Annotated in this window: 17 protein-coding genes; 7 read left to right on the top strand and 10 right to left on the bottom strand. The window is 45.6% G+C overall.

Going from position 1 to position 18,488, the window contains the following annotated elements; all coding sequences use genetic code 11:
* Positions 1-137: 137 nt before the first annotated feature.
* The 3 genes from dcuC to L3V27_RS02770 all read left to right on the top strand — a co-directional run bounded on the left by dcuC (position 138) and on the right by L3V27_RS02770 (position 4,211).
* Complete coding sequence (gene dcuC, locus L3V27_RS02780; protein ID WP_005398199.1) at positions 138-1,505, top strand: anaerobic C4-dicarboxylate transporter DcuC; 1,368 nt, start codon at positions 138-140, stop codon at positions 1,503-1,505.
* 226 nt (positions 1,506-1,731) lie between these two features.
* On the top strand, positions 1,732-2,322 hold the full coding sequence (locus L3V27_RS02775; protein ID WP_005398201.1) for a LemA family protein: 591 nt from the start codon (positions 1,732-1,734) through the stop codon (positions 2,320-2,322).
* Positions 2,322-4,211 carry a M48 family metallopeptidase gene (locus L3V27_RS02770; RefSeq protein ID WP_182036134.1) on the top strand — a complete coding sequence of 630 codons (1,890 nt, stop codon included), beginning with the start codon at positions 2,322-2,324 and terminating at the stop codon, positions 4,209-4,211. Before L3V27_RS02775 ends, L3V27_RS02770 begins: the two co-directional genes overlap by 1 nt.
* Before the next feature lie 67 nt (positions 4,212-4,278).
* On the opposite strand, the gene L3V27_RS02765 is transcribed toward L3V27_RS02770, so the two are convergent.
* Positions 4,279-4,635, bottom strand: coding sequence for an NADH:ubiquinone oxidoreductase (locus L3V27_RS02765; RefSeq protein WP_237310964.1), 357 nt, complete (start codon positions 4,633-4,635; stop codon positions 4,279-4,281).
* 576 nt (positions 4,636-5,211) lie between these two features.
* Here L3V27_RS02765 and L3V27_RS02760 point away from each other — a divergent pair.
* From L3V27_RS02760 to L3V27_RS02745, 4 genes are all read left to right on the top strand, one after another.
* Positions 5,212-6,444, top strand: a complete 1,233-nt coding sequence (locus L3V27_RS02760) for an OFA family MFS transporter (RefSeq protein ID WP_237311555.1) — start codon at positions 5,212-5,214, stop codon at positions 6,442-6,444.
* 67 nt (positions 6,445-6,511) lie between these two features.
* Positions 6,512-8,125 (top strand): VRR-NUC domain-containing protein, encoded by a 1,614-nt coding sequence (locus tag L3V27_RS02755; RefSeq protein ID WP_237310963.1) that lies wholly within the window; start codon positions 6,512-6,514, stop codon positions 8,123-8,125.
* 165 nt (positions 8,126-8,290) lie between these two features.
* Positions 8,291-8,938 carry an AcfA family outer membrane beta-barrel protein gene (locus tag L3V27_RS02750; protein ID WP_237310962.1) on the top strand — a complete coding sequence of 216 codons (648 nt, stop codon included), beginning with the start codon at positions 8,291-8,293 and terminating at the stop codon, positions 8,936-8,938.
* 15 nt (positions 8,939-8,953) lie between these two features.
* Entirely contained in the window at positions 8,954-9,289 is a 336-nt protein-coding gene (locus L3V27_RS02745) for a NirD/YgiW/YdeI family stress tolerance protein (protein ID WP_237310961.1), read from the top strand.
* A gap of 77 nt (positions 9,290-9,366) precedes the next feature.
* Here L3V27_RS02745 and yegS read toward each other — a convergent pair whose 3' ends face one another.
* From yegS to L3V27_RS02700, 9 genes are all read right to left on the bottom strand, one after another.
* Positions 9,367-10,269 carry a lipid kinase YegS gene (yegS, locus tag L3V27_RS02740; protein ID WP_006742800.1) on the bottom strand — a complete coding sequence of 301 codons (903 nt, stop codon included), beginning with the start codon at positions 10,267-10,269 and terminating at the stop codon, positions 9,367-9,369.
* A gap of 8 nt (positions 10,270-10,277) precedes the next feature.
* Positions 10,278-11,183, bottom strand: a complete 906-nt coding sequence (locus L3V27_RS02735; RefSeq protein WP_005398148.1) for a LysR family transcriptional regulator — start codon at positions 11,181-11,183, stop codon at positions 10,278-10,280.
* Positions 11,184-11,356: 173 nt separating this feature from the next.
* The gene (locus L3V27_RS02730; protein ID WP_053806013.1) at positions 11,357-11,782 is read right to left on the bottom strand and encodes a bifunctional diaminohydroxyphosphoribosylaminopyrimidine deaminase/5-amino-6-(5-phosphoribosylamino)uracil reductase RibD; all 426 of its coding nucleotides are present in this window, start codon (positions 11,780-11,782) and stop codon (positions 11,357-11,359) included.
* A 49-nt stretch (positions 11,783-11,831) separates the two neighbouring features.
* On the bottom strand, positions 11,832-13,148 hold the full coding sequence (locus tag L3V27_RS02725) for a BatD family protein (RefSeq protein ID WP_237310960.1): 1,317 nt from the start codon (positions 13,146-13,148) through the stop codon (positions 11,832-11,834).
* Positions 13,145-14,875, bottom strand: coding sequence for a VWA domain-containing protein (locus L3V27_RS02720; protein ID WP_237310959.1), 1,731 nt, complete (start codon positions 14,873-14,875; stop codon positions 13,145-13,147). Before L3V27_RS02720 ends, L3V27_RS02725 begins: the two co-directional genes overlap by 4 nt.
* A complete protein-coding gene (locus L3V27_RS02715; protein ID WP_140313344.1) occupies positions 14,868-15,938 on the bottom strand; it encodes a VWA domain-containing protein in 1,071 nt (356 codons plus the stop codon). The genes L3V27_RS02720 and L3V27_RS02715 overlap by 8 nt, the downstream gene beginning before the upstream one ends.
* Entirely contained in the window at positions 15,931-16,509 is a 579-nt protein-coding gene (locus L3V27_RS02710) for a DUF4381 domain-containing protein (RefSeq protein WP_237310958.1), read from the bottom strand. Before L3V27_RS02710 ends, L3V27_RS02715 begins: the two co-directional genes overlap by 8 nt.
* Entirely contained in the window at positions 16,510-17,472 is a 963-nt protein-coding gene (locus L3V27_RS02705) for a DUF58 domain-containing protein (protein ID WP_021485282.1), read from the bottom strand.
* Between the two features lie 12 nt (positions 17,473-17,484).
* Complete coding sequence (locus tag L3V27_RS02700; protein ID WP_046875997.1) at positions 17,485-18,468, bottom strand: MoxR family ATPase; 984 nt, start codon at positions 18,466-18,468, stop codon at positions 17,485-17,487.
* Positions 18,469-18,488: the final 20 nt, after the last annotated feature.

The following is an 18,488-nucleotide window of genomic DNA, read 5'->3' as shown; positions in this document are numbered from 1 at the left end:
ATTAATTATTAAATTATTATTTGTCTCAGATCATGCAAGCCCCATATTTGTCTCGTGCCACAGTTAAGAATTCTGTAAATTCCTTGTCATAAACTGAAACAGTTTCTTTCTTTTTTTCATAACATTCGGAGATCCCTATGTTAGAGCTCTTAATTGGCTTAGTTGTCACCATTGCTGTGGGTTACTTTATCGTCAAAGGCTATAAAGCAGCGGGCGTGTTACTGACGGCTGGTATTGCTTTACTTCTTATGACTGGCGTATTGGGGCATGACGTGCTGCCCTCAAAAATCACCTCAACCGGTAACATGGTGACAGACGCGCTAGAATACGTGAAATACATGCTACAATACCGCGGCGGCGGCCTTGGTATGCAAATCATGTTGCTATGTGGCTTCGCTTCCTATATGACTCACATCGGCGCGAATAACGTTGTAGTGAAACAGTTTTCTAAACCGCTTTCTGTTATCAAGTCTCCTTATGTCCTTTTGGTAGCGGCTTACATTGTGGCGTGTTTGATGTCTCTTGCAGTAAGTTCTGCAACCGGCCTTGGCGTACTATTAATGGCGACATTATTCCCAATGATGGTCGCGATGGGGATCTCTCGTCCAGCAGCGGTTGCAGTTTGTGCCTCTCCTGCGGCAATCATTCTTTCTCCAACCTCTGGTGATGTGGTGATCGCCGCCGAAAAATCTGGCTTGGCGCTTGATGTATTTGCGGTACAAACAGTGTTGCCTGTTTCTATTTGCGCAATCATCGTGATGGCTGCCGCGGCTTTCTTCTGGAACAAATACTTAGATAAGAAAGAAAATACGCCAATGGAAAAAATTGACGTATCAGAGATCAAAGCCGATGCACCAGCGTTTTATGCGGCACTGCCATTTCTACCTATCATCGGCGTGTTCCTATTCAACGGTCGTACCATTCCAGGACTTAGCCTAGACATTTACACTATTGTGGTCGGTTCGATTTTCCTTGGTGCTCTGATCCATTACGTTGTAAATAAGTTTGATGGTAAGAAATCACTGGAAGATTTAGATTCTTGTTACGCTGGCATGGCTGACGCGTTCAAAGGCGTTGTGATGCTTTTGGTTGCAGCGGGGGTTTTTGCGCAAGGTCTAATGTCTATCGGCGCTATCGATAACCTACTTCACCTTGCAGACAATGCAGGTGCAGGCGGTGTTGCTTTAATGCTTATCCTTACTGCATTGACAGTTGCAGCAGCAATTGCAACGGGGTCTGGTAACGCGCCTTTCTATGCATTTGTAGAGTTGGCACCATCTTTGGCTGCGAAAATGGGACTAAACCCAGCGTTCCTAATTATCCCGATGCTTCAAGCATCAAACCTAGGTCGTACTATCTCACCGGTGTCTGGCGTAATCGTTGCGACATCCGGTATGGCAAACATCAGCCCGTTTGAGGTTGTAAAACGAACATCTGTTCCGGTTCTTGCAGGTCTTATCACAGTTATTATTGGCACTATGGTACTTGTTCCAATGAGTGCCTAACGGCATCGCCAATATTGCTTATCGACAAGGCCCGGCTTCTAGCTGGGCCTATTTCTTTCATCTCTCCAGTGCCATTATTCTTTCTGTATTGCTTTGTAAATGCATTTTAATTGTTACTCAACTCGTGACATATTTCTCGGTTATTACATCGCTTCTTCAGAAGCATTTGCTTAATATCTCAACAGTTTATATAAGAACTGAATACATTAAGAAAATGGGATTTATTATGACTGCATTTATTGTCTTTATCGTTATTGTCCTGCTCATTGTGGTGTACGCCGTCAGTATCTACAACAAGCTCGTTACTCTACAAAACCGTTTCAAAAACAGCTTCGCTCAAATAGAGGTTCAATTAAAACGTCGATACGATTTGATTCCGAACTTAGTTAATACTGCAAAAGGCTATATGGAACACGAAAAAGAAACATTTGAACGTGTCATCCAAGCTCGTAATCAAGCAATTGCTGGCCTGAAAGCAGCCAGTGACGCACCTGGTAGTGATGCGGCAATTAGCCAACTAAACCAAGCAGAAGGCATGCTGCAAAGTGCGTTGGGCAAACTTAATGTTGTAGTGGAAGCCTACCCTGAGCTTAAAGCGAATGAAACCATGAGTCAGCTTCAAGAAGAATTAACCAGCACTGAGAACAAAGTTGCGTTTGCTCGCCAAGCATTTAATGATGCGGTAACCAGCTACAACACATACAAACAAACGTTCCCGCCAGTGTTGTTTTCCAACGCATTCGGATTCCAAGATGGCAAACTGTTAGAGTTTTCTGACAGTGCTGAAATACAAGCGGCCCCGAAGGTTGAGTTCTAATGGATTTCTTTGACCATCAAGATACCGCGCGTCAACGCACTGGGCTTTTGGTGTTCCTGTTTTCCTTAGCAGTTGTCACCATCACTGGTTTGGTAAGCGTATTATCGATTGGTATCTATTACGGAGTAACAGGCGAACACTTTGATCAAGAAACCGCACTTACCTACGTCTTGTTGTGCTTTGCCGGTGTATTGCTGGTTGTTGCGATAAGTTCAACGGTTCGCTTATCCGCCCTCACCTCCAATGGAGGCCGAGGTGTTGCTGAGAGCATAGGCGGCAAGCTGATTTCCTCAAACACCTTAGATGCAAAACATAGACAACTGCTCAACGTTGTGGAAGAGATGGCAATTGCATCTGGTATTCCGGTTCCTCCCGTCTATGTGATGCAGGAAGAGCGCGGTATCAATGCTTTCGCAGCAGGCATGAGCATTGATGATGCCGTCATCGGCGTCACACAAGGCGCACTGGATAGCTTCACGCGAGATGAACTACAAGGTGTCATTGCTCATGAATTCAGCCATATCTTAAACGGAGATATGCGTTTAAATACACGTCTTATCGGCGTACTGTTTGGCATCACTTGCATTGCACATTTTGGACACTTGGTCTTAGATAACACTCATCATACGAGCCGCGTATCAAGAAGTTCTTCCGATTCCGATAAAGGCTTTGCGGTTATCATGCTGATTGCGATTATCTGTTTGGTTCTGGGCTGGATTGGCACCTTGTTTGGCTCGATGATCAAAGCTGCAATCTCTCGTCAACGTGAATTTCTCGCTGATGCCAGTGCCGTTCAATTTACTCGAAACGATCAAGGCATTGCTGGTGCACTCAAGAAAATTGGTAGCCATATGGCGGGTTCTTCATTGAATACAAAAGCAAGCGATGAGATGAGCCATATGATGTTTGGTCAAAGCAAACTCTCCGGCTTTTCTGGCCTATTTGCTACTCACCCTCCACTAGAAGAACGGATTCGCCGAATTGAACCTGGTTGGGATGGAAGTTTTTCTCAAAGTTCGCATCGTCCAACGACAAGCTTTGAGAATGATAACGTTAGTGGATTCTCATCAGGGACGTCGACACAACCTGAGAAACCAACCACCGCAGAACTCAGCGAAGTAGGTCAACAACTACTTAACCAACTTCCTTCCGAACTTGTCGACATCGCTCGTGAACCATACAGTGCGCGCTTTATTGCTTTTGCCTTGATATTTGATGGCAGTGAACTCCAGCGAGAGATGATAAAAAGTCATATCCCAAATGTGTCTCAAGCACAATTATTACCATGGCTGGATTATGATTTGCCTCTTCATCTACGCTTTCCATTACTCGAACTCTCCATTCCTGCCTTGAAATCGCTAAGTGAGGGTCAGAAAAACAGACTGTGCCAGGTGCTACGTGAACTCTCTCAAACTGATGACCACTACTCACTCGCAGAATGGTGTGTCATCAACTTATTGGAGAAGCAACTACTCGAATCGTATGGATGTACAAAACAGTTCCAATCTTTAAAGCAATTAAAAGAGAGTGTGTTTTGGCTACTGCGCGAATTGGCTTGGGTTAGTCACTCTCAACCGGAAGACGCTCAACGTGCATTTAGCAGCGCCCTAACCTGTTTGGGCTTTAATGATGCAGAGTTACAACCCGCAAATAAGAACTGGGGCCTAAATCGCGCCGCTTTAGAGCTCCTACTGCAGCTCAAACCGAAAAGTCGTCGCTTGTTCGTAAAAGCGTGTCGATTAGCGATTGAATCGGATGGAAAGGTTACCGTTGCGGAAGGAGAACTCTATAGAGTAATCGCCTGCTTCTTAGAAGTTCCAGAGCCGCCACTAACAGTATCAGTCAATACTGGACAAACCCTACCGAGCCAAACACAACAAGCTAACTGACTTAGCTTTAAACAAAAACGCCAGCAAAAGTGCTGGCGTTTTTCATTATGTGTTCTTATTTGACGATTTACGCTGACTTAAATCGATCAGGGATCTTAGTAATACTCTCTCGATAACTAAACCATAAGTAGGTCACGGCGAGAGAGAAGAATAAATACGAAAGTGCGAATACGATTGGAGACGTAATTAATTCAGCCGACATTCCCCACATCACACCAACAACCGTTATCGTCAACTTAGAAAGCATGCCGCAAATTAGTAAGAATAAAGCAAGCGGTGGAAAGCGCGAGCTACGGAATGCAAAGAAATAACAGCTCCCTACCGCTAGAGAAGCAATAGATAGACCCAACATAAATGAATGGATGTGGTCTGCAGATGCGACACCAGCAGATACCGAAGCCATGAGTAATAGGAACAGTTTCATAAGTCACCTCACAACAAGTCTAAAAAAGCATCCCTTCATAAATGAAATCTCATTTTTCGCTATATTCTGCTCCTATAATCTGCAATTACAAGTGACTTTTTTGTTCACTTAATGCACAAAAAACCTAATCAGCTCTAGTTGTTACAAAAGGTTAACAATTTAAATTTAAGAAACCCTTTACATCCAATACTTACGGCGATAAGACGATATTTCAGTCATTTTTGTTACAGAGAGTTAACACGGTAACATTTTGAAATTTTTTATATGAAATGTGAGCTGTGCACCCAACTGCGCACTGAATTCTCTGTTTTGACTAGTTCCTCGTTCCTTACAACAAAAATCATCACTTTTGATAACACTCCAACCACATACAAAACCATGAATTCACATCCGCTTTTAATGTTTCAAATTATTTTATCAGTAACGGTAAAAAGAGATTCCAATCACATATTTATTGGTTATAATCCGCGCTCATTGCGTTAATCGTTGAAAAACGCAAACTAATTTTGAGAAAAAACATCTTTAAACCAACCCTCTTTGCGGCATTGCCAACAAGAGGAAAAACTGAGAATGAAAATGAGCAAGATTGATAAAGCTATGCGCATCCTGTTAGCAGGGTTCTGTATCAACCTTTGTCTTGGCATCCTGTATGCTTGGAGTGTATTCAACAAGGCACTGGTAACTGAATCAGGCTGGAGTGCTGCAGAAGCTTCTGCACCTTATGCAACTGCAACCATCACTTTCTCTATCTGTCTTCTTGTTGCAGGTATTCTTCAAGACCGCATGGGTCCACGTATGATCCTTATCCTAGGTACTGTTCTTACAGGTCTAGGCATGATCGCGTCTGGCTTTGTTGACACTCCACTCATGCTGAACATTACCTTCGGTGTGATCACAGGTGCAGGTATCGGTTTTGGCTACGCATGCCTATCACCTTCTGCAATGAAATGGTTCCACGCTTCGAAGAAAGGCATGGTTAACGGCATTATTGCGGCTGGTTTCGGTCTAGCGGCTATCTACCTAGCACCAGTAACATCATCATTGATCGACAGCATGGGCATTCAAACGAGCTTTATGGTTCTTGGTGTTGGTATCCTAGCAATTGCAGTTCCTCTTGCAGCAACCATCAATAACCCACCAGCAGACTACACGCCTGCAGAGCCTAAAGTAAAAGAAGGTCAAGCACCTAAAGCGGTTAAAAAGTCAGATGACCTAACTTGGAAAGCAATGCTGAAGACGCCACAGTTCTACTCTCTATGGATCATGTACGCGTTCGCAGCTTCTGTTGGTCTAATGATCATCGGTAACATCACGACAATCGCAAGCGTTCAAGCAAACTTACCAAACGCGGTTTACCTAGCGTCCATTCTTGCTGTATTCAACTCTGGCGGTCGTGTTGCTGCGGGTATGCTTGCAGATAAAATCGGCGGTGTTCGTACGCTTCTACTTGCGTTCGTCCTACAAGGCGTAAACATGGTGCTGTTCGCAACGTTCAACTCTGAGTTCACTCTGATCATTGGTACTGCGATCGCAGCGGTCGGTTACGGTACACTTCTAGCGGTATTCCCTACGCTAACGGCCGAGTTCTACGGTTTGAAAAACTACGGTACTAACTACGGTGTGCTTTACACGGCATGGGGTATCGGTGGTGCAATCGGCGCAGCAGTTGTTGGCTTCTCTATGACGAACGGCGAAAGCTACACCTTGGCTTACACTATTTCTTCAGCAATGATGGCAGTATGTATCGTACTTGCGTTCATCACTAAGCCACTGTCTGAAGCGAAAGTAGCGCAGCTAAAAAACGCATAATTGCGAATTGATTTGATAGCGAAAAGGCTTAACCTATGGGTTAAGCCTTTTTTGTTATCGGTCGTTTATGGAAAGCCCTATCGAACTTGCACCAGACTACTATCTAGAAAACTTCTTTAAGCTGACTCACCACGCAGTAACCTGGTACAGCGATTTACTGGCCGAGGATGAACACGCTTGGCTTTGCTCGTTTGATTCCTTGAGCAAACACGCCCAATGCCTGTTGGTGCGTTTATACAGCCGAAAAGGGTGTTGGTTTCGAAGTGATAAGCTGAGTTATCAAGAAATACCTTCTATCAATGAAGCACTGGCAGAATTGAGTCAACATGAGTTTGTGGCCCTTTCCCCAACACTCTCTCATCAAGAGTTAGCGTCTAACTTACTGACGAAACCGGAGATCTCTGCACTTTACCCAGAGCTACCGAAGTCATTAAAGAAAGATGCCCTTGTAGAGCGTTTAAGCAACACGGAATTTGATCGTTTTGAGCAGCTTGAGTTTACGATCATCAAACTCAATTCAGCTCACATGATCGACGTATTACTCACCCTGTTTTTTGCCAACACTCATCAAGACTTAAGTCAGTTTGTGCTTGATGACTTAGGTCTACATCAGTTCGAGCAATACCAATTGAGTAAAGTGCGCCGTTTCTTTGATTCACGTGGGCAAATAGACCGCTTAATTGAACTAAGCCAACTGGCCAACCTGTACTGGCAATTTGATCGAAAAGACAAAGCGAACCTCGACTTATTAATTGAGGCAATGCCTCATCCAGTTAGTCACCATTACGTAGATCGTAAACGCGAACACATGTTGAATGACATTGCGCGAGACTATGAGCGTATTAATGAGCTAGAGACCGCCCTATCTCTATTTAGCCAAACTCAGCTCGCTCCGAGCCGAGAACGACGTGCACGTATCTATGACAAACTAAACCAAGATGATTTATTTAGTGACATTGTCACAGAGATGCTGCAGTCGCCAATTGATGTGTCTGAGCTCGAAGTCGCACAAAAACTTGAGCAACGGTTGAAGCGAAAACAAGGCGCGAAAATGCCAAGAGTAGCAAAGCCACTCTGCTCCGAATACCATATTGAACTGGATTTATCTCAACAACGAGTCGAGCTTGCCAGTAAAGCGTATTTTGAGTCCTTAGGCTGGAATGTGTTTTACGCTGAAAATGCGTTGCTCAACTCGCTACTGGGGCTTACATTCTGGGATGCGATTTTTGCTCCTATTGAAGGGGCATTCATTAACGCTTATCAACACCGTCCTTTAGATTTATATCACTCAGATTTTGTTACCAAGCGCCAAGCTTTGATAGACACCGCTTTTGCCGAACTAGAAGCGGGCAACACCCAGACGTTATTGACAAAATACGATGAGAAGTTTGGCATTAGTAATCCATTTGTACATTGGAATTTAATAAGTAAAGAGCTACTCGAAACAGCGCTCAACACTATCCCAACCAATATGCTGATGGCTCTGTTCAAAATACAATTGAGCGACCTTAAGCTTTACCGCAATGGGATGCCGGATCTCATTGCTTTTAAAGAAAATGAGTTCGAGTGGATTGAAGTGAAAGGCCCTGGCGATAAACTCCAGGATAACCAATGGCGTTGGATCAAAGAGTTTACTCGCCTTAATGTCCCGTTTGCGGTGTGTTACGTCGCAGCAACTTAACTTACTCTATATAAAGAGCTTGGTGTTTGTTCACTCAAACCGCCCCTCGGTTATCGCCCCTTGCTCTTTTTTCTAAACATTTTTTCGTTTCTTCACGATCGCTTCACGCTTCTTCACACAAAATGCGCTTCTACTCACTAAGTTGATTTGAAGAGGCAAAATAAAATGAACAAAACACTTCTTGCGTTACTTGTTACCTGCTCAGTTTCGGTATCTGCGGCTCCTTATGTAGGTCTGGAATATGGACTAGGCACCACTGACCATGATTTGGAACCTCACTTTTCAACTGACAACGTAACACTCAACCCTGAGCTTGAAGACGGTATTTTCTCAGGTTTTGTCGGTTACGCGTTCAATGACAACTGGGCGCTAGAGTTGGGCTACAGCCAATTTGACCTTGATGATAATCGTTCAAAGAACCTTGGTATCAAACAAATTGATGGCAAAGATTACCATCATGAAATGGATTGGGATGCGTCAATCAAAGCCAAGCAAGTGTCGTTGGAACCTGTGTTTAACTATACATTAAATGATAAATGGACAACAAAATTCAAAGCGGGTCTAACGTACACGCAATACGACGCCAAAGTTTCGAAACATCAAGAATATGAGCTTGTCGCGAATGACGATGTGGAAATGAACAACACGCTTTTCCATAGCACGGAGAAAAACAACGAGCTAGGCGCAATATTCTCAGTGGGTGCGGAATACCGAATTTTCCCGCAGTTCACCATTGGTGCAAACGCAAAATATCAACTAGACAGCTACGCAAACACGGCATCCTTTAACATAGGCACAACTTACTACTTCTAATTTAAGGAGACGATAATGAAAAAAATGATTATAGCATCCATGTTTGCCCTACTTTCAAGCTCAGCTTTCGCCGCGTTTAATGGTCCAGAAATAAGCGTAATTAATTCGGTGAAAGAGGCGCACAACGCAACCGACGACAGCGCCGTCATGTTAACCGGGCACATTGTTCAATCTCTTGGTAACGAGACTTACTTGTTCAAAGATGAGACTGGTGAAATCGAAGTGGAAATCGACAATGAAGATTGGATGGGGCTAGACGTTGGTCCAAACGATAAAGTGACGATTCGAGGCGAAGTTGACTCAGAGTGGACAACCACGCAGATTGACGTAGAAACCATTCAAAAGCTTTAATTCGCCTGACACCTCAACACAAACAACACAGCCACATATTGGAGGCTGTGTTGTTTATGGGCCTTGAAACTACTCGTTTAGCTGACCAAGCAAGGACAATCTTGCGGCAAGACTAATCGTATACTCTTAGGCTGAACATCAAACCGTATTGTTCTCGAATGATATGGTTCGCCATCTAAATTGAGCGGAAGTGGATTTGGAAAGTCTATCTCCAACCAGCTTGCTCTTGTGTGTTTTACAAACTCACCTTTCTCGCTAGGATTATTGATCTCTTCGATAACTTTCGGCAGTTCATGAGGTAAGAATGGACGCACCAATGTTAGATCCATCAAGCCATCATTAATCATCGCTTTCGATGCTAACTCTTGCCCACCTCCAGCTAAGCGACCATTGCAAAAAGCGCCAAGCAACATTTCTCCCTGATAAGCCCCGCCTTCAATTGTTATTGTTCCGTCATAAGGTTTAAAGCCGAGCGCTTTTACAACACCAGTTAGTGTATAAGCGCCGCCACCAAGAAAGTTTTTAAGTTCAACAGGCGTTTCTGCCGTAACTTCTGCGCCAAACCCTGCTGTTGCCACGTTAATAAAGTAGCGATCGTTAGCCTTGACACAATCAACCAAAGCAGACTGCCCTTCTACGGCGAGAGATAAAGACGCCTTGATAGAAGCTGGCACTTGAATCGCGGTGGCAAAATCATTTGCGGTACCAAGAGGGATAATGGCTAACTCAGGGCGTTTTTCTTCTTCAATTTGGATAATCGCAGAAGCCGCCTCATTGACGGTCCCATCGCCACCAGCGACAACAATACGTTCAATCCCTTCATCAACCGCTTCTTTCACCAAGCGCGGCATGTCTTGAGATTCCCAAGTAACTCGCACTTGCACATCGACGCCCTTGTCTCTCATTTTCATGATTGCATCTCTTAACTCTGGGTTCCCAGCTTTTTTGCCGTTAAGGATGGCACGTATTGTTTTCTTCATTGCACTTCCTATTGGTTGATGGTTTTCCCTGCTTGTTTAATCTGTGATCGCAACCATTGATGGGCACTGTCGTTTGTCCGACTAGGATGCCATATTGTGCAGAGCTCATAGGTTTGTTCATCAAATGGCATAGATAAAGATTTAACATGATAGGTGTTGTTGAACAAGTTGATCATAGACTCGGGCATTAAACCAATATATTCACTACCGCAGATAACAGGTAGCATTTCCAACACGCCAGAAGCTCGATACTTTATCTTTCTTTTGTCCAAGTCGACAATATCATCGGCGTTTAACAAGCTCTTACGACTCTGCCACTGCGAAACCACCACATGTTCTTCTTCAAAAAATTGTTCAGCCGTAATCTCGTCCTTTAAGCGTGGGTGCTCCTCGCTACACACCACCACCAAGCGCTCAGTAAGTACAGTTTCAACTTTTAAAACTGTTCTTGCTCTTGGCGCGATATCAATGATCAAGTCGTAACGTTGCAAACGCAGATCGCTTTCAAAATCTTCTGTAAAGAGTGGATGAACCTCTAAAGCAATATGTGGTGCCAACTCACGGATCTGTTTCATAACTTGAGGGAGCAACTCAAAACTTGCAACAGAGACACAAGCAATGGAAAACACTCGATTCGACACTTTAGGGTCAAATTCGCTAGAAGCCGTCAGAGTTGAAGTAAAGTTTTGCACCGAAGTAAGCAGCGCAGGGTAAATATCCATAGCAAAAGAGGTAGGTTCTACCCCCTTGGTACAGCGATGAAATAAAGGTTCGTCATAAATATCACGAAGGCGTGCCAACGCTTTGCTGACTGCGGGCTGCGTGATGCTGAGACGTGCTGCTGCTTTAGATAAGTTCCCCTCTTCATAAATGGCAATAAAGATGGGGATAAGATTCAGATCGGTCGGTTTCATGCTATTAAATTTTTCGAAAATCACTTTTTCTATTTTAATCTAACAGCATGATAGTTAACGCAGCCAAGTACAAGAAATGGGCGGTACGACCTGTTTTAATGAGTTTTAACTCAATTTTGACGTACTCAATTCACCGCATAAGTGAGTAGCTATAGTGCAAGCCAAAGCTTACATTAAGATTTGCCTAAATATGGGGTAAGAAACTCGCTGACTTCCTCGCCGCATAAACCAATTTCTACCTCAATACCGGCTTGTTTTAGAATCTCGATACCTCGACCACTGTTGCGCGGATCTGGATCCAACATGGCTACGACGACTTTGCCAATACCGGATTTTACTAATGTCACCGCGCAAGCTGGCGTACGACCTACAAACGAACACGGTTCGAGCGTAACGTATGCCGTCACCGCTTCTAACGAGCCTTGATATGCATTCAGCGCTTCTACTTCCGCGTGGTTGCCACCAATAGCTTGAGTATGACCTTCTGAAACGATTTGATTGTCTTTCACTAACACGCAGCCAACCGGCGGGTTGGGTTGACATTCAGGAAGCGCATTTTTGGACACTTCCAATGCGCGGCGCATAAACTCTTGGCTCATTTGAACTCTATTCTCTAATAAAAACGAGGCGCTATATTAGCGCCCCGTTTTATTCATTGCCATCTCTTCCAATGACTTTGTCCAGTTCTGGTAACGCTCGCGGTATACGGAATTTAAAGCGTTGTTGTTTGGTCTGGATCTTGCGCCACATCGACTTCATTAAATGAGCGCTATTTTCACCATTTTGCATTCGCGACGCACTTTTTTGCCACGATTCACTCGTATCGGCTTTGGTCATTTGCAGCTCTGCCGTATTTAAACGCAATTGTTTGTACAATACGGTCCTTGCTTCAGACCAACGTTTAGCCTTTAACAAACGGTGGAACGTCAACCATGCTGGTGTCGGTCTGTTGCGGTAGTAACGTTTAATGGCTACCAATGAAACAGTCACAAAACCCAACAATACAAGCGTGGAAACAATCCATGCAAAGTACGTTTTGATGAAGGATTTCAACGTGTGCTTCGCGGCAAATGTTTTGCCCTCTAACACCACCGTTTCCACTTGCTGAGTCTTACTGTTCCACCAACGGAACTCATAACCTGGCAGGGTTAATTCACCACCTTGTTGAATCACGTACACGCTCTCTTCTGTGCGTGTTGACTGGTAATCACCACGTGTTTGCGTATCTGTCAGACGGTGCGGTTGAGGATACGCTTGGTAACGGGTTGTTGATTCTCCTTTCAAAAAGTCTGGTAGCAACACAGATAGCGAATCTTGAGCTGAGATAGTGATTTTACGCGTGATTGCATCCCCAACTTTGAGTGACTCAGTGGAGGTTTCCCACTCTTGTTTTACGTCTACGTGCGTTGCCGAAAACCAAGGCGTGTCACCGCTTAACAATCCCGATGGCAAGGCGGTTTTGAACTTAATCGGCTGCGTGTAAAGTGTGCCTGACACCTTCTCGCCGTCCGGCGCCGACACCTGAACGCCCACTGCGACAGGTGGAATCACAAAATCACCAGATGCTTGCGGATACAAAGTCACTTCCCAGCGTTGACGCGACCAAGTTTGTCCGCCCTTGTGCTCCGTGAAGTTAGTGGCTAACTGATTACGCTGTTTGGCGATAACATTGGGCATTTCAATACTGCCAATTCGCGTCCCACCCGTAAACCAGCGCGGCGTTGCCACTTCGATGGTTAAAATGACTTGCTCGTTGACACTAAAACTTGGCGTTTTACGCTTTTCTCCAGCCGTTGGTTGTTGACCAACCCACGCTTGCAACTCAACACCATGATTGCGTTGAAGATCGTAAATATCCTGAGCGAAAACGTGACGACTTACGAGCAGACTCAAACAAACCACTAACCATGCTACTATCCGTGCAGGAAGTACAAAAGAGGTAACGCGATGGACATTCATCATCATTGGGCAGCCTCCTCTGTATTGTGTTCCGTTGTCGTAGTTGAGCTACCCGTTGTTGGCGAGCGTAATTGAATTTGAAATTTAGCGCGTAAGAAATACTTCGGATCCGCTTCGACTCGCTTTAGCCACTTGTCGGCTAATTCTTGGCTACCTAAGATGTCGTCTGCGCTTAACGTCTCTTTAATCATCAACTCTGCTGACGTTTGTTCATCCGCTCCTTCTGCGGTTTGAGGGTTGTCGCCTAGCTCGGTTGACGCCTCTTGCTCTGTTCCGGCTTGACTTTCACTCATCTGATTTATCTCATCGACAATGCCAGCAATCACTTTCAAGTTGTGCTCAACATCAGGTCTTAACGACTCGTTCAACGTTGGCTTGCTGGCTAAGGATTTTAACAAGTCGCGAGCAGCCAAATATTCACGCTGGCGCGCCAACGCGCTCGCCGCATTGTAAAGACCGTAATCTCGAACCTCTTCGGACGGGTCGTTTTGCATTTCCAAAAACGCACTGTGCGCGAGCTCAAACTCGCTAGCGTAGTAGTACGCCGTGCCTTTGCGTAATGGATCGACAAAGTGTTTTGCAGCTTCTAAATACGCTTGTTGGTTGAACAAACGCTGTCCTTGTTGGTCTGGCGTCAGCCACAAATCCCACCACCATTGCGCCACTTTGTCGAAGGTCGTCACTTTTTTCACAACTTGTGGCTGTTCGGCTTTAACAGAAATGTTCTCCGCCATTGCACTGGTCGGCATCAACAGTGTACCGCTCACCATTGCAATCACGCACCACTGCACTAACCACCCTTTTCTAAACCACAGCATCATGATTAACGCGATTGGGAACAGCAGTTGATAACCCATGTCTTTCCAAGGCATTGAGGATTCGCCATTAAGCTGCATATTGCGCTCAACGTATCGATTCAGTTGTTCGACATCACTGTTATCGACCGTCACTTCCACCAATCGACCGTTGGTTTGGCTGGCCAGTTTTTGCAGAGAATCCAAATCCATCGGGTTGTTACTCACGATGTCTGTATTCCCCGCAGCAAGAATTAACAGTTGGTAAGGTTTGCCTGCAAAATACGCTTGGTATTGCTTAATCGTGGCCGGGTTCACGCCGTCGCTCACCAACAAAACGGTGGAGCCTAGTTGACCTTGCAATTGTTGATCAATTAACGGCAAGGCTTTTTCAGCAAGCTTACCTTGCACGGGCATGATTTCTGGCGTAATAGCCGCCAAAAATGGGTCAAATACTTTGCTGTCTTGAGTCACAGGCATCGCCACATGAGCACTGCCCGCAAACACGACTAAACCCGTTTTTCCGCCTTTTCGCGCAACTAACAAATCGCGTATTTTCTGTTTGGAACGCTCAAGGCGGCTTGGTGGGAGATCTTTTTGCAGCATCGAGTCGCTGTTATCAAGCACCACAAGCAGAGAGGCTTTATCTTCACCAAAGGGAGAAGATTCACGTTGCCACGTTGGGCCTGCACAAATCACAATGGCAATGAACACAATCAGCATCAAGAGCTTAAGCGGTAGTTGCTTACGCCAACCTCGCTCGCCTATCGTCAAAGCATTGCGTAAATGTTCGGGCAGAATATCCTTCCAGCTTGGTTTGCTTTCTTCTCGCCAGCGCAACCACACCAAGAAAAACATAGGGATCAAAGCCAGTAACCACAGCGGTCGAATAAAATGAAACTGCGTAAAGAATTGCGTCCAACTAAGAGAATCAAACATCGCTCTCTCCTAATGATGATCGTGTTGCAGCCCTTCTTTTGAGTGTCGCGACGCTGAACGCGAGTAAATGCATGATGACCACTAACGCCATCAAGTAATGGTGAAGACTTTGTTTTGGGCGGTATGTGGTGCTTTCGTAAAGTTGAGGTTCCAGTTTGCCAATCTCGTCGTAGGCAGCCGACAGTTCATCACGGTTGAGTGCTTCAAACGCTTCACCGCCGGATTCTTTTGCAATGCGATGAATCGTGTCCATATCCAACGCGGTTTCACCTATCGTTTCCGGATCGCCCATCGCAATCACGTGCACTCGCACGCCTTTGGCTTTCGCAACTTTCGCCGCATCAATCGGTTCGACAAAGCTGCCCGTGTCGTTACCATCGGTTAATACAATCGCGACTTTTTCACGGTTTTGATCTTGTTCTAAAGCACCACGCGACTTATCGCTTTGCTCAAAAACTTTAATCGCTAAGCCAATCGCATCACCAAGATGGGTACTCTGCCCTGCCATCGCCACATCGGTTTGGTTAAGCAGTTCGAGCCACACTTTTTGATCTGCGGTAAATGGCGTTTGCACAAAAGCGGCATCACCAAAAAGAACCAAGCCTAATCGGTCACCTTTACGAGACTGAACAAACTCCGTCAGCACTTCTTTTGCCGCATCAAGGCGAGAAATTTTTTCACCTGTACGAGACGTGAAATCAGGCTCAGCCATGGAACCCGAAAGATCCACCACCACCATAACATCGCGCCCTAAACTCTCGCGAACTTGAGGCTCGCCTAACACGGTGGGTTTTGCCATCGCACACACCACCAAAAGCCATGAGAGAATTAACGTTGCTCGTTGCCACCAGCTTGGGGTTAACTGGCTTGCACCTTCTGACGGCGTCTCGCCAATCGCTTCCACAAGCTGACTAAAAAACGGCACTTTGATCGCCATTTGCTTAGTGCGATACGCAGGCACCAAGTAGGACACCACCAATGGCAGCGGCAAAATCAGAAACCATATTGGGTGAGCAAATTCAAAACCAGACAAACCAGTTAGCGATGCAAGAAGATCATTCATGTTGACCTCCCTGATTTGCTTTGCGTTTCAATAATGGATATTTCTTTGCCGCGCTTTTTTGAACATCACAACGGTGTTCACTCACCCAGTTTTTCGCACGAGCAATAAGCGTTACTCGTTCTTCGTTGGTTAGCGTAACGCTTGGGTCAACAATACTTTGTAGCCAGCGCTTTGAAAGCTCATCGTTAAAGACCACTTGCGAGTTTGCTTGAGAATCTCCGGTTTGCGGATATAGCGCATCGAGCTTGCGCAAAAAGGCGGTATCAAACAATTTCGCGTTACGGCTATCAACATGAATCAACACAATTTTAAGCACAGAGAACAATGCTTTAGGCATGCCTTTGTCGCTCGGTTTGATTTGCGAAATCGTCAACAGAGCTTCTTGTCGGTAGCGGTTACACCACCACTGTTGAGCCAAACGATACGCGACATACACTAATGCAATGAGCGCAACCGCCGCTAAAATTTTCCAGCCAATAGTTTGCGGATACCAACTCACGCTTGGTGGCACGGCCACATCATGTAGCTCTCTGAGTATGTAAGTACTCGGAGGCGTAGGAAGACCACTCATTTAACGCCCTCCTACCAGTTTTTGAAATTGTTTAATGTGCTCGCCTGTCGTATCGAGTTCGATGTGCGGAAGGTGTTTCATCGCCATAAGTTGAGAGAGTGATTGACGCTGTAAGCTAGTTCGAGCCTCAAGCTTTGCGCTCGCGGCTTCTACCTTTGCTTGGCTGTCTAAATTGAGTTGATACTGCCCATCACCAACCACCCATTTCGATTTTGCCAAATCGTCTGGTAGCGCTTGTTCTAATGGGTCACTGACCATCACTGCAAGAACATCGTTGTGCTGTTGTAGCTGTTTAAGGTGATCAAGGTGGTGCTCCTCGCAGTCGCTCCAGTCGCTGATAAAAATCAGTGTGGATTGTTTGAGCTTCATGCGTTTAATGAGCTCAATCCATTGACTGAACGTCACTTTTTCGGAATTGCGGGAGTCCACATTGAGCGATTGATTGGCTTTAGCGAGACGCTTAAGTTGAGCCAGAAGATCGTTTTGCGAACGCTGCGCCTTGCTGTGAAACAACGCCTGTTGGGATGCGATGACAAAACCAACTCGGTCGCCATCTTTTAACACGCGCCACCCGCACATGGCCGCGATTTCTGCCGCGACAACCGATTTCATTACTTGCGTCGAAGCAAAAAACATTGCGCTGCGCTGGTCGACACACACGATCACGTTGCGATCTTTTTCTTCGGTGTAGCTGCGCACGTGCGGCTTGCCTGTGCGCATCGTGACTTTCCAATCCAGGTTACGAATGTCGTCACCCAATTGATAATGGCGCAGCTCTTCGAAGTTCAATCCACGACCGCGAAACAGCGAATTGTGGCGGCCTGAGAGTACGCTGCCCGCTTTTAGATGAGGAAGTAAACTGAATGATTCTGCTTGTGCTTGCAAACGTACTAAACGAGCGTAATCGCAGTACAAACGGGGATCCATCCCCTGTGATTTTGGCGCAAGAGTTGGCTTAGCCATAATGCCTCCCGCTTATCCAATTTCTACACAATCTAGCAGCTCTTGCACGACGCGTTGGTGATCGACTCCGTCTGCTAGTGCATCGTAGGTCAAAGAAAAACGGTGGCCCAGTACAGACGGAACCATGGCTCGCACATCGTCAGGAGTGACATGGTCACGTCCTTGCATCCACGCATACGCACGAGCGCATTTGTCTAGTGCGATGGAAGCACGAGGACTAGAGCCAATCTCAATCCATTTTGCTAAGTTTGAATCGGCATAACGCTCTGGCTTACGAGTCGCCATCACTAACGCGACAATGTAGTTTTCCACTAGATCTGACACAACAATATCAGGTAGTTGACGACGTGCTTCTAGCACCACATCTGGCTCGATGTGTTTTGGCGTAATAATTTCGCTGCTGGTTTCCGCACCTAATTCTTCACTGCGCACCAAACGAATGATGTCACGTTCGGCTTCATCTTCTGGATAGTCGACAGTAACCTTCATGATAAAACGGTCCATTTGCGCTTCTGGCAGCGGGTACGTGCCCTCTTGCTCTACTGGGTTTTGCGTTGCAAGCACCATAAATAAGTCTGGCAATACGTGAGTTTTATCGCCTACCGTAATTGTGCCTTCGGCCATGGCTTCAAGCAGTGCCGCTTGTACTTTGGCTGGCGCACGGTTGACCTCATCGGCAAGCACTATGCTGTTAAAAATTGGCCCTGGTTGAAAATGAAGTTGCGGCTTGCCATCCAACTCTTGATAAACCTCGGTCCCCGTCACGTCCGATGGCAAAAGATCCGGCGTAAACTGGACTCGACCAAAACTGGTGTTTAGCAAGTTCGCCAACGATTTTACAGAACGTGTTTTTGCCGTTCCCGGCAAACCTTCTAGAAGAATGTGCCCGTTCGTTAATAACCCGATGACTAAAGCTCGAACCACGTGGCTTTGTCCAATGACGCTTTTTTCTGTTTGTTCGATGAGTTCTTTTATCGCTTGTTGTGCGTGGTTCATAGGGTACCTTTTCAGTGGTT

The sequence above is a fragment of the Vibrio sp. J2-3(2022) genome (assembly GCF_021725735.1).
Classification (GTDB): Bacteria; Pseudomonadota; Gammaproteobacteria; order Enterobacterales; family Vibrionaceae; genus Vibrio; species Vibrio diabolicus.
Note: the sequence above shows the minus strand (reverse complement) of the source record. Positions and strands in the feature narration are given on the sequence as shown.

What these genes read in the sequence shown, in the direction of transcription:
- dcuC (WP_005398199.1), top strand. Translation starts at nt 138, where the DNA reads ATGTTAGAGCTCTTAATTGGCTTAGTTGTCACCATTGCTGTGGGTTAC.
- L3V27_RS02775 (WP_005398201.1), top strand. Translation starts at nt 1,732, where the DNA reads ATGACTGCATTTATTGTCTTTATCGTTATTGTCCTGCTCATTGTGGTG.
- L3V27_RS02770 (WP_182036134.1), top strand. Translation starts at nt 2,322, where the DNA reads ATGGATTTCTTTGACCATCAAGATACCGCGCGTCAACGCACTGGGCTT.
- L3V27_RS02765 (WP_237310964.1), bottom strand. Translation starts at nt 4,635, where the DNA reads ATGAAACTGTTCCTATTACTCATGGCTTCGGTATCTGCTGGTGTCGCA.
- L3V27_RS02760 (WP_237311555.1), top strand. Translation starts at nt 5,212, where the DNA reads ATGAGCAAGATTGATAAAGCTATGCGCATCCTGTTAGCAGGGTTCTGT.
- L3V27_RS02755 (WP_237310963.1), top strand. Translation starts at nt 6,512, where the DNA reads ATGGAAAGCCCTATCGAACTTGCACCAGACTACTATCTAGAAAACTTC.
- L3V27_RS02750 (WP_237310962.1), top strand. Translation starts at nt 8,291, where the DNA reads ATGAACAAAACACTTCTTGCGTTACTTGTTACCTGCTCAGTTTCGGTA.
- L3V27_RS02745 (WP_237310961.1), top strand. Translation starts at nt 8,954, where the DNA reads ATGAAAAAAATGATTATAGCATCCATGTTTGCCCTACTTTCAAGCTCA.
- yegS (WP_006742800.1), bottom strand. Translation starts at nt 10,269, where the DNA reads ATGAAGAAAACAATACGTGCCATCCTTAACGGCAAAAAAGCTGGGAAC.
- L3V27_RS02735 (WP_005398148.1), bottom strand. Translation starts at nt 11,183, where the DNA reads ATGAAACCGACCGATCTGAATCTTATCCCCATCTTTATTGCCATTTAT.
- L3V27_RS02730 (WP_053806013.1), bottom strand. Translation starts at nt 11,782, where the DNA reads ATGAGCCAAGAGTTTATGCGCCGCGCATTGGAAGTGTCCAAAAATGCG.
- L3V27_RS02725 (WP_237310960.1), bottom strand. Translation starts at nt 13,148, where the DNA reads ATGATGATGAATGTCCATCGCGTTACCTCTTTTGTACTTCCTGCACGG.
- L3V27_RS02720 (WP_237310959.1), bottom strand. Translation starts at nt 14,875, where the DNA reads ATGTTTGATTCTCTTAGTTGGACGCAATTCTTTACGCAGTTTCATTTT.
- L3V27_RS02715 (WP_140313344.1), bottom strand. Translation starts at nt 15,938, where the DNA reads ATGAATGATCTTCTTGCATCGCTAACTGGTTTGTCTGGTTTTGAATTT.
- L3V27_RS02710 (WP_237310958.1), bottom strand. Translation starts at nt 16,509, where the DNA reads ATGAGTGGTCTTCCTACGCCTCCGAGTACTTACATACTCAGAGAGCTA.
- L3V27_RS02705 (WP_021485282.1), bottom strand. Translation starts at nt 17,472, where the DNA reads ATGGCTAAGCCAACTCTTGCGCCAAAATCACAGGGGATGGATCCCCGT.
- L3V27_RS02700 (WP_046875997.1), bottom strand. Translation starts at nt 18,468, where the DNA reads ATGAACCACGCACAACAAGCGATAAAAGAACTCATCGAACAAACAGAA.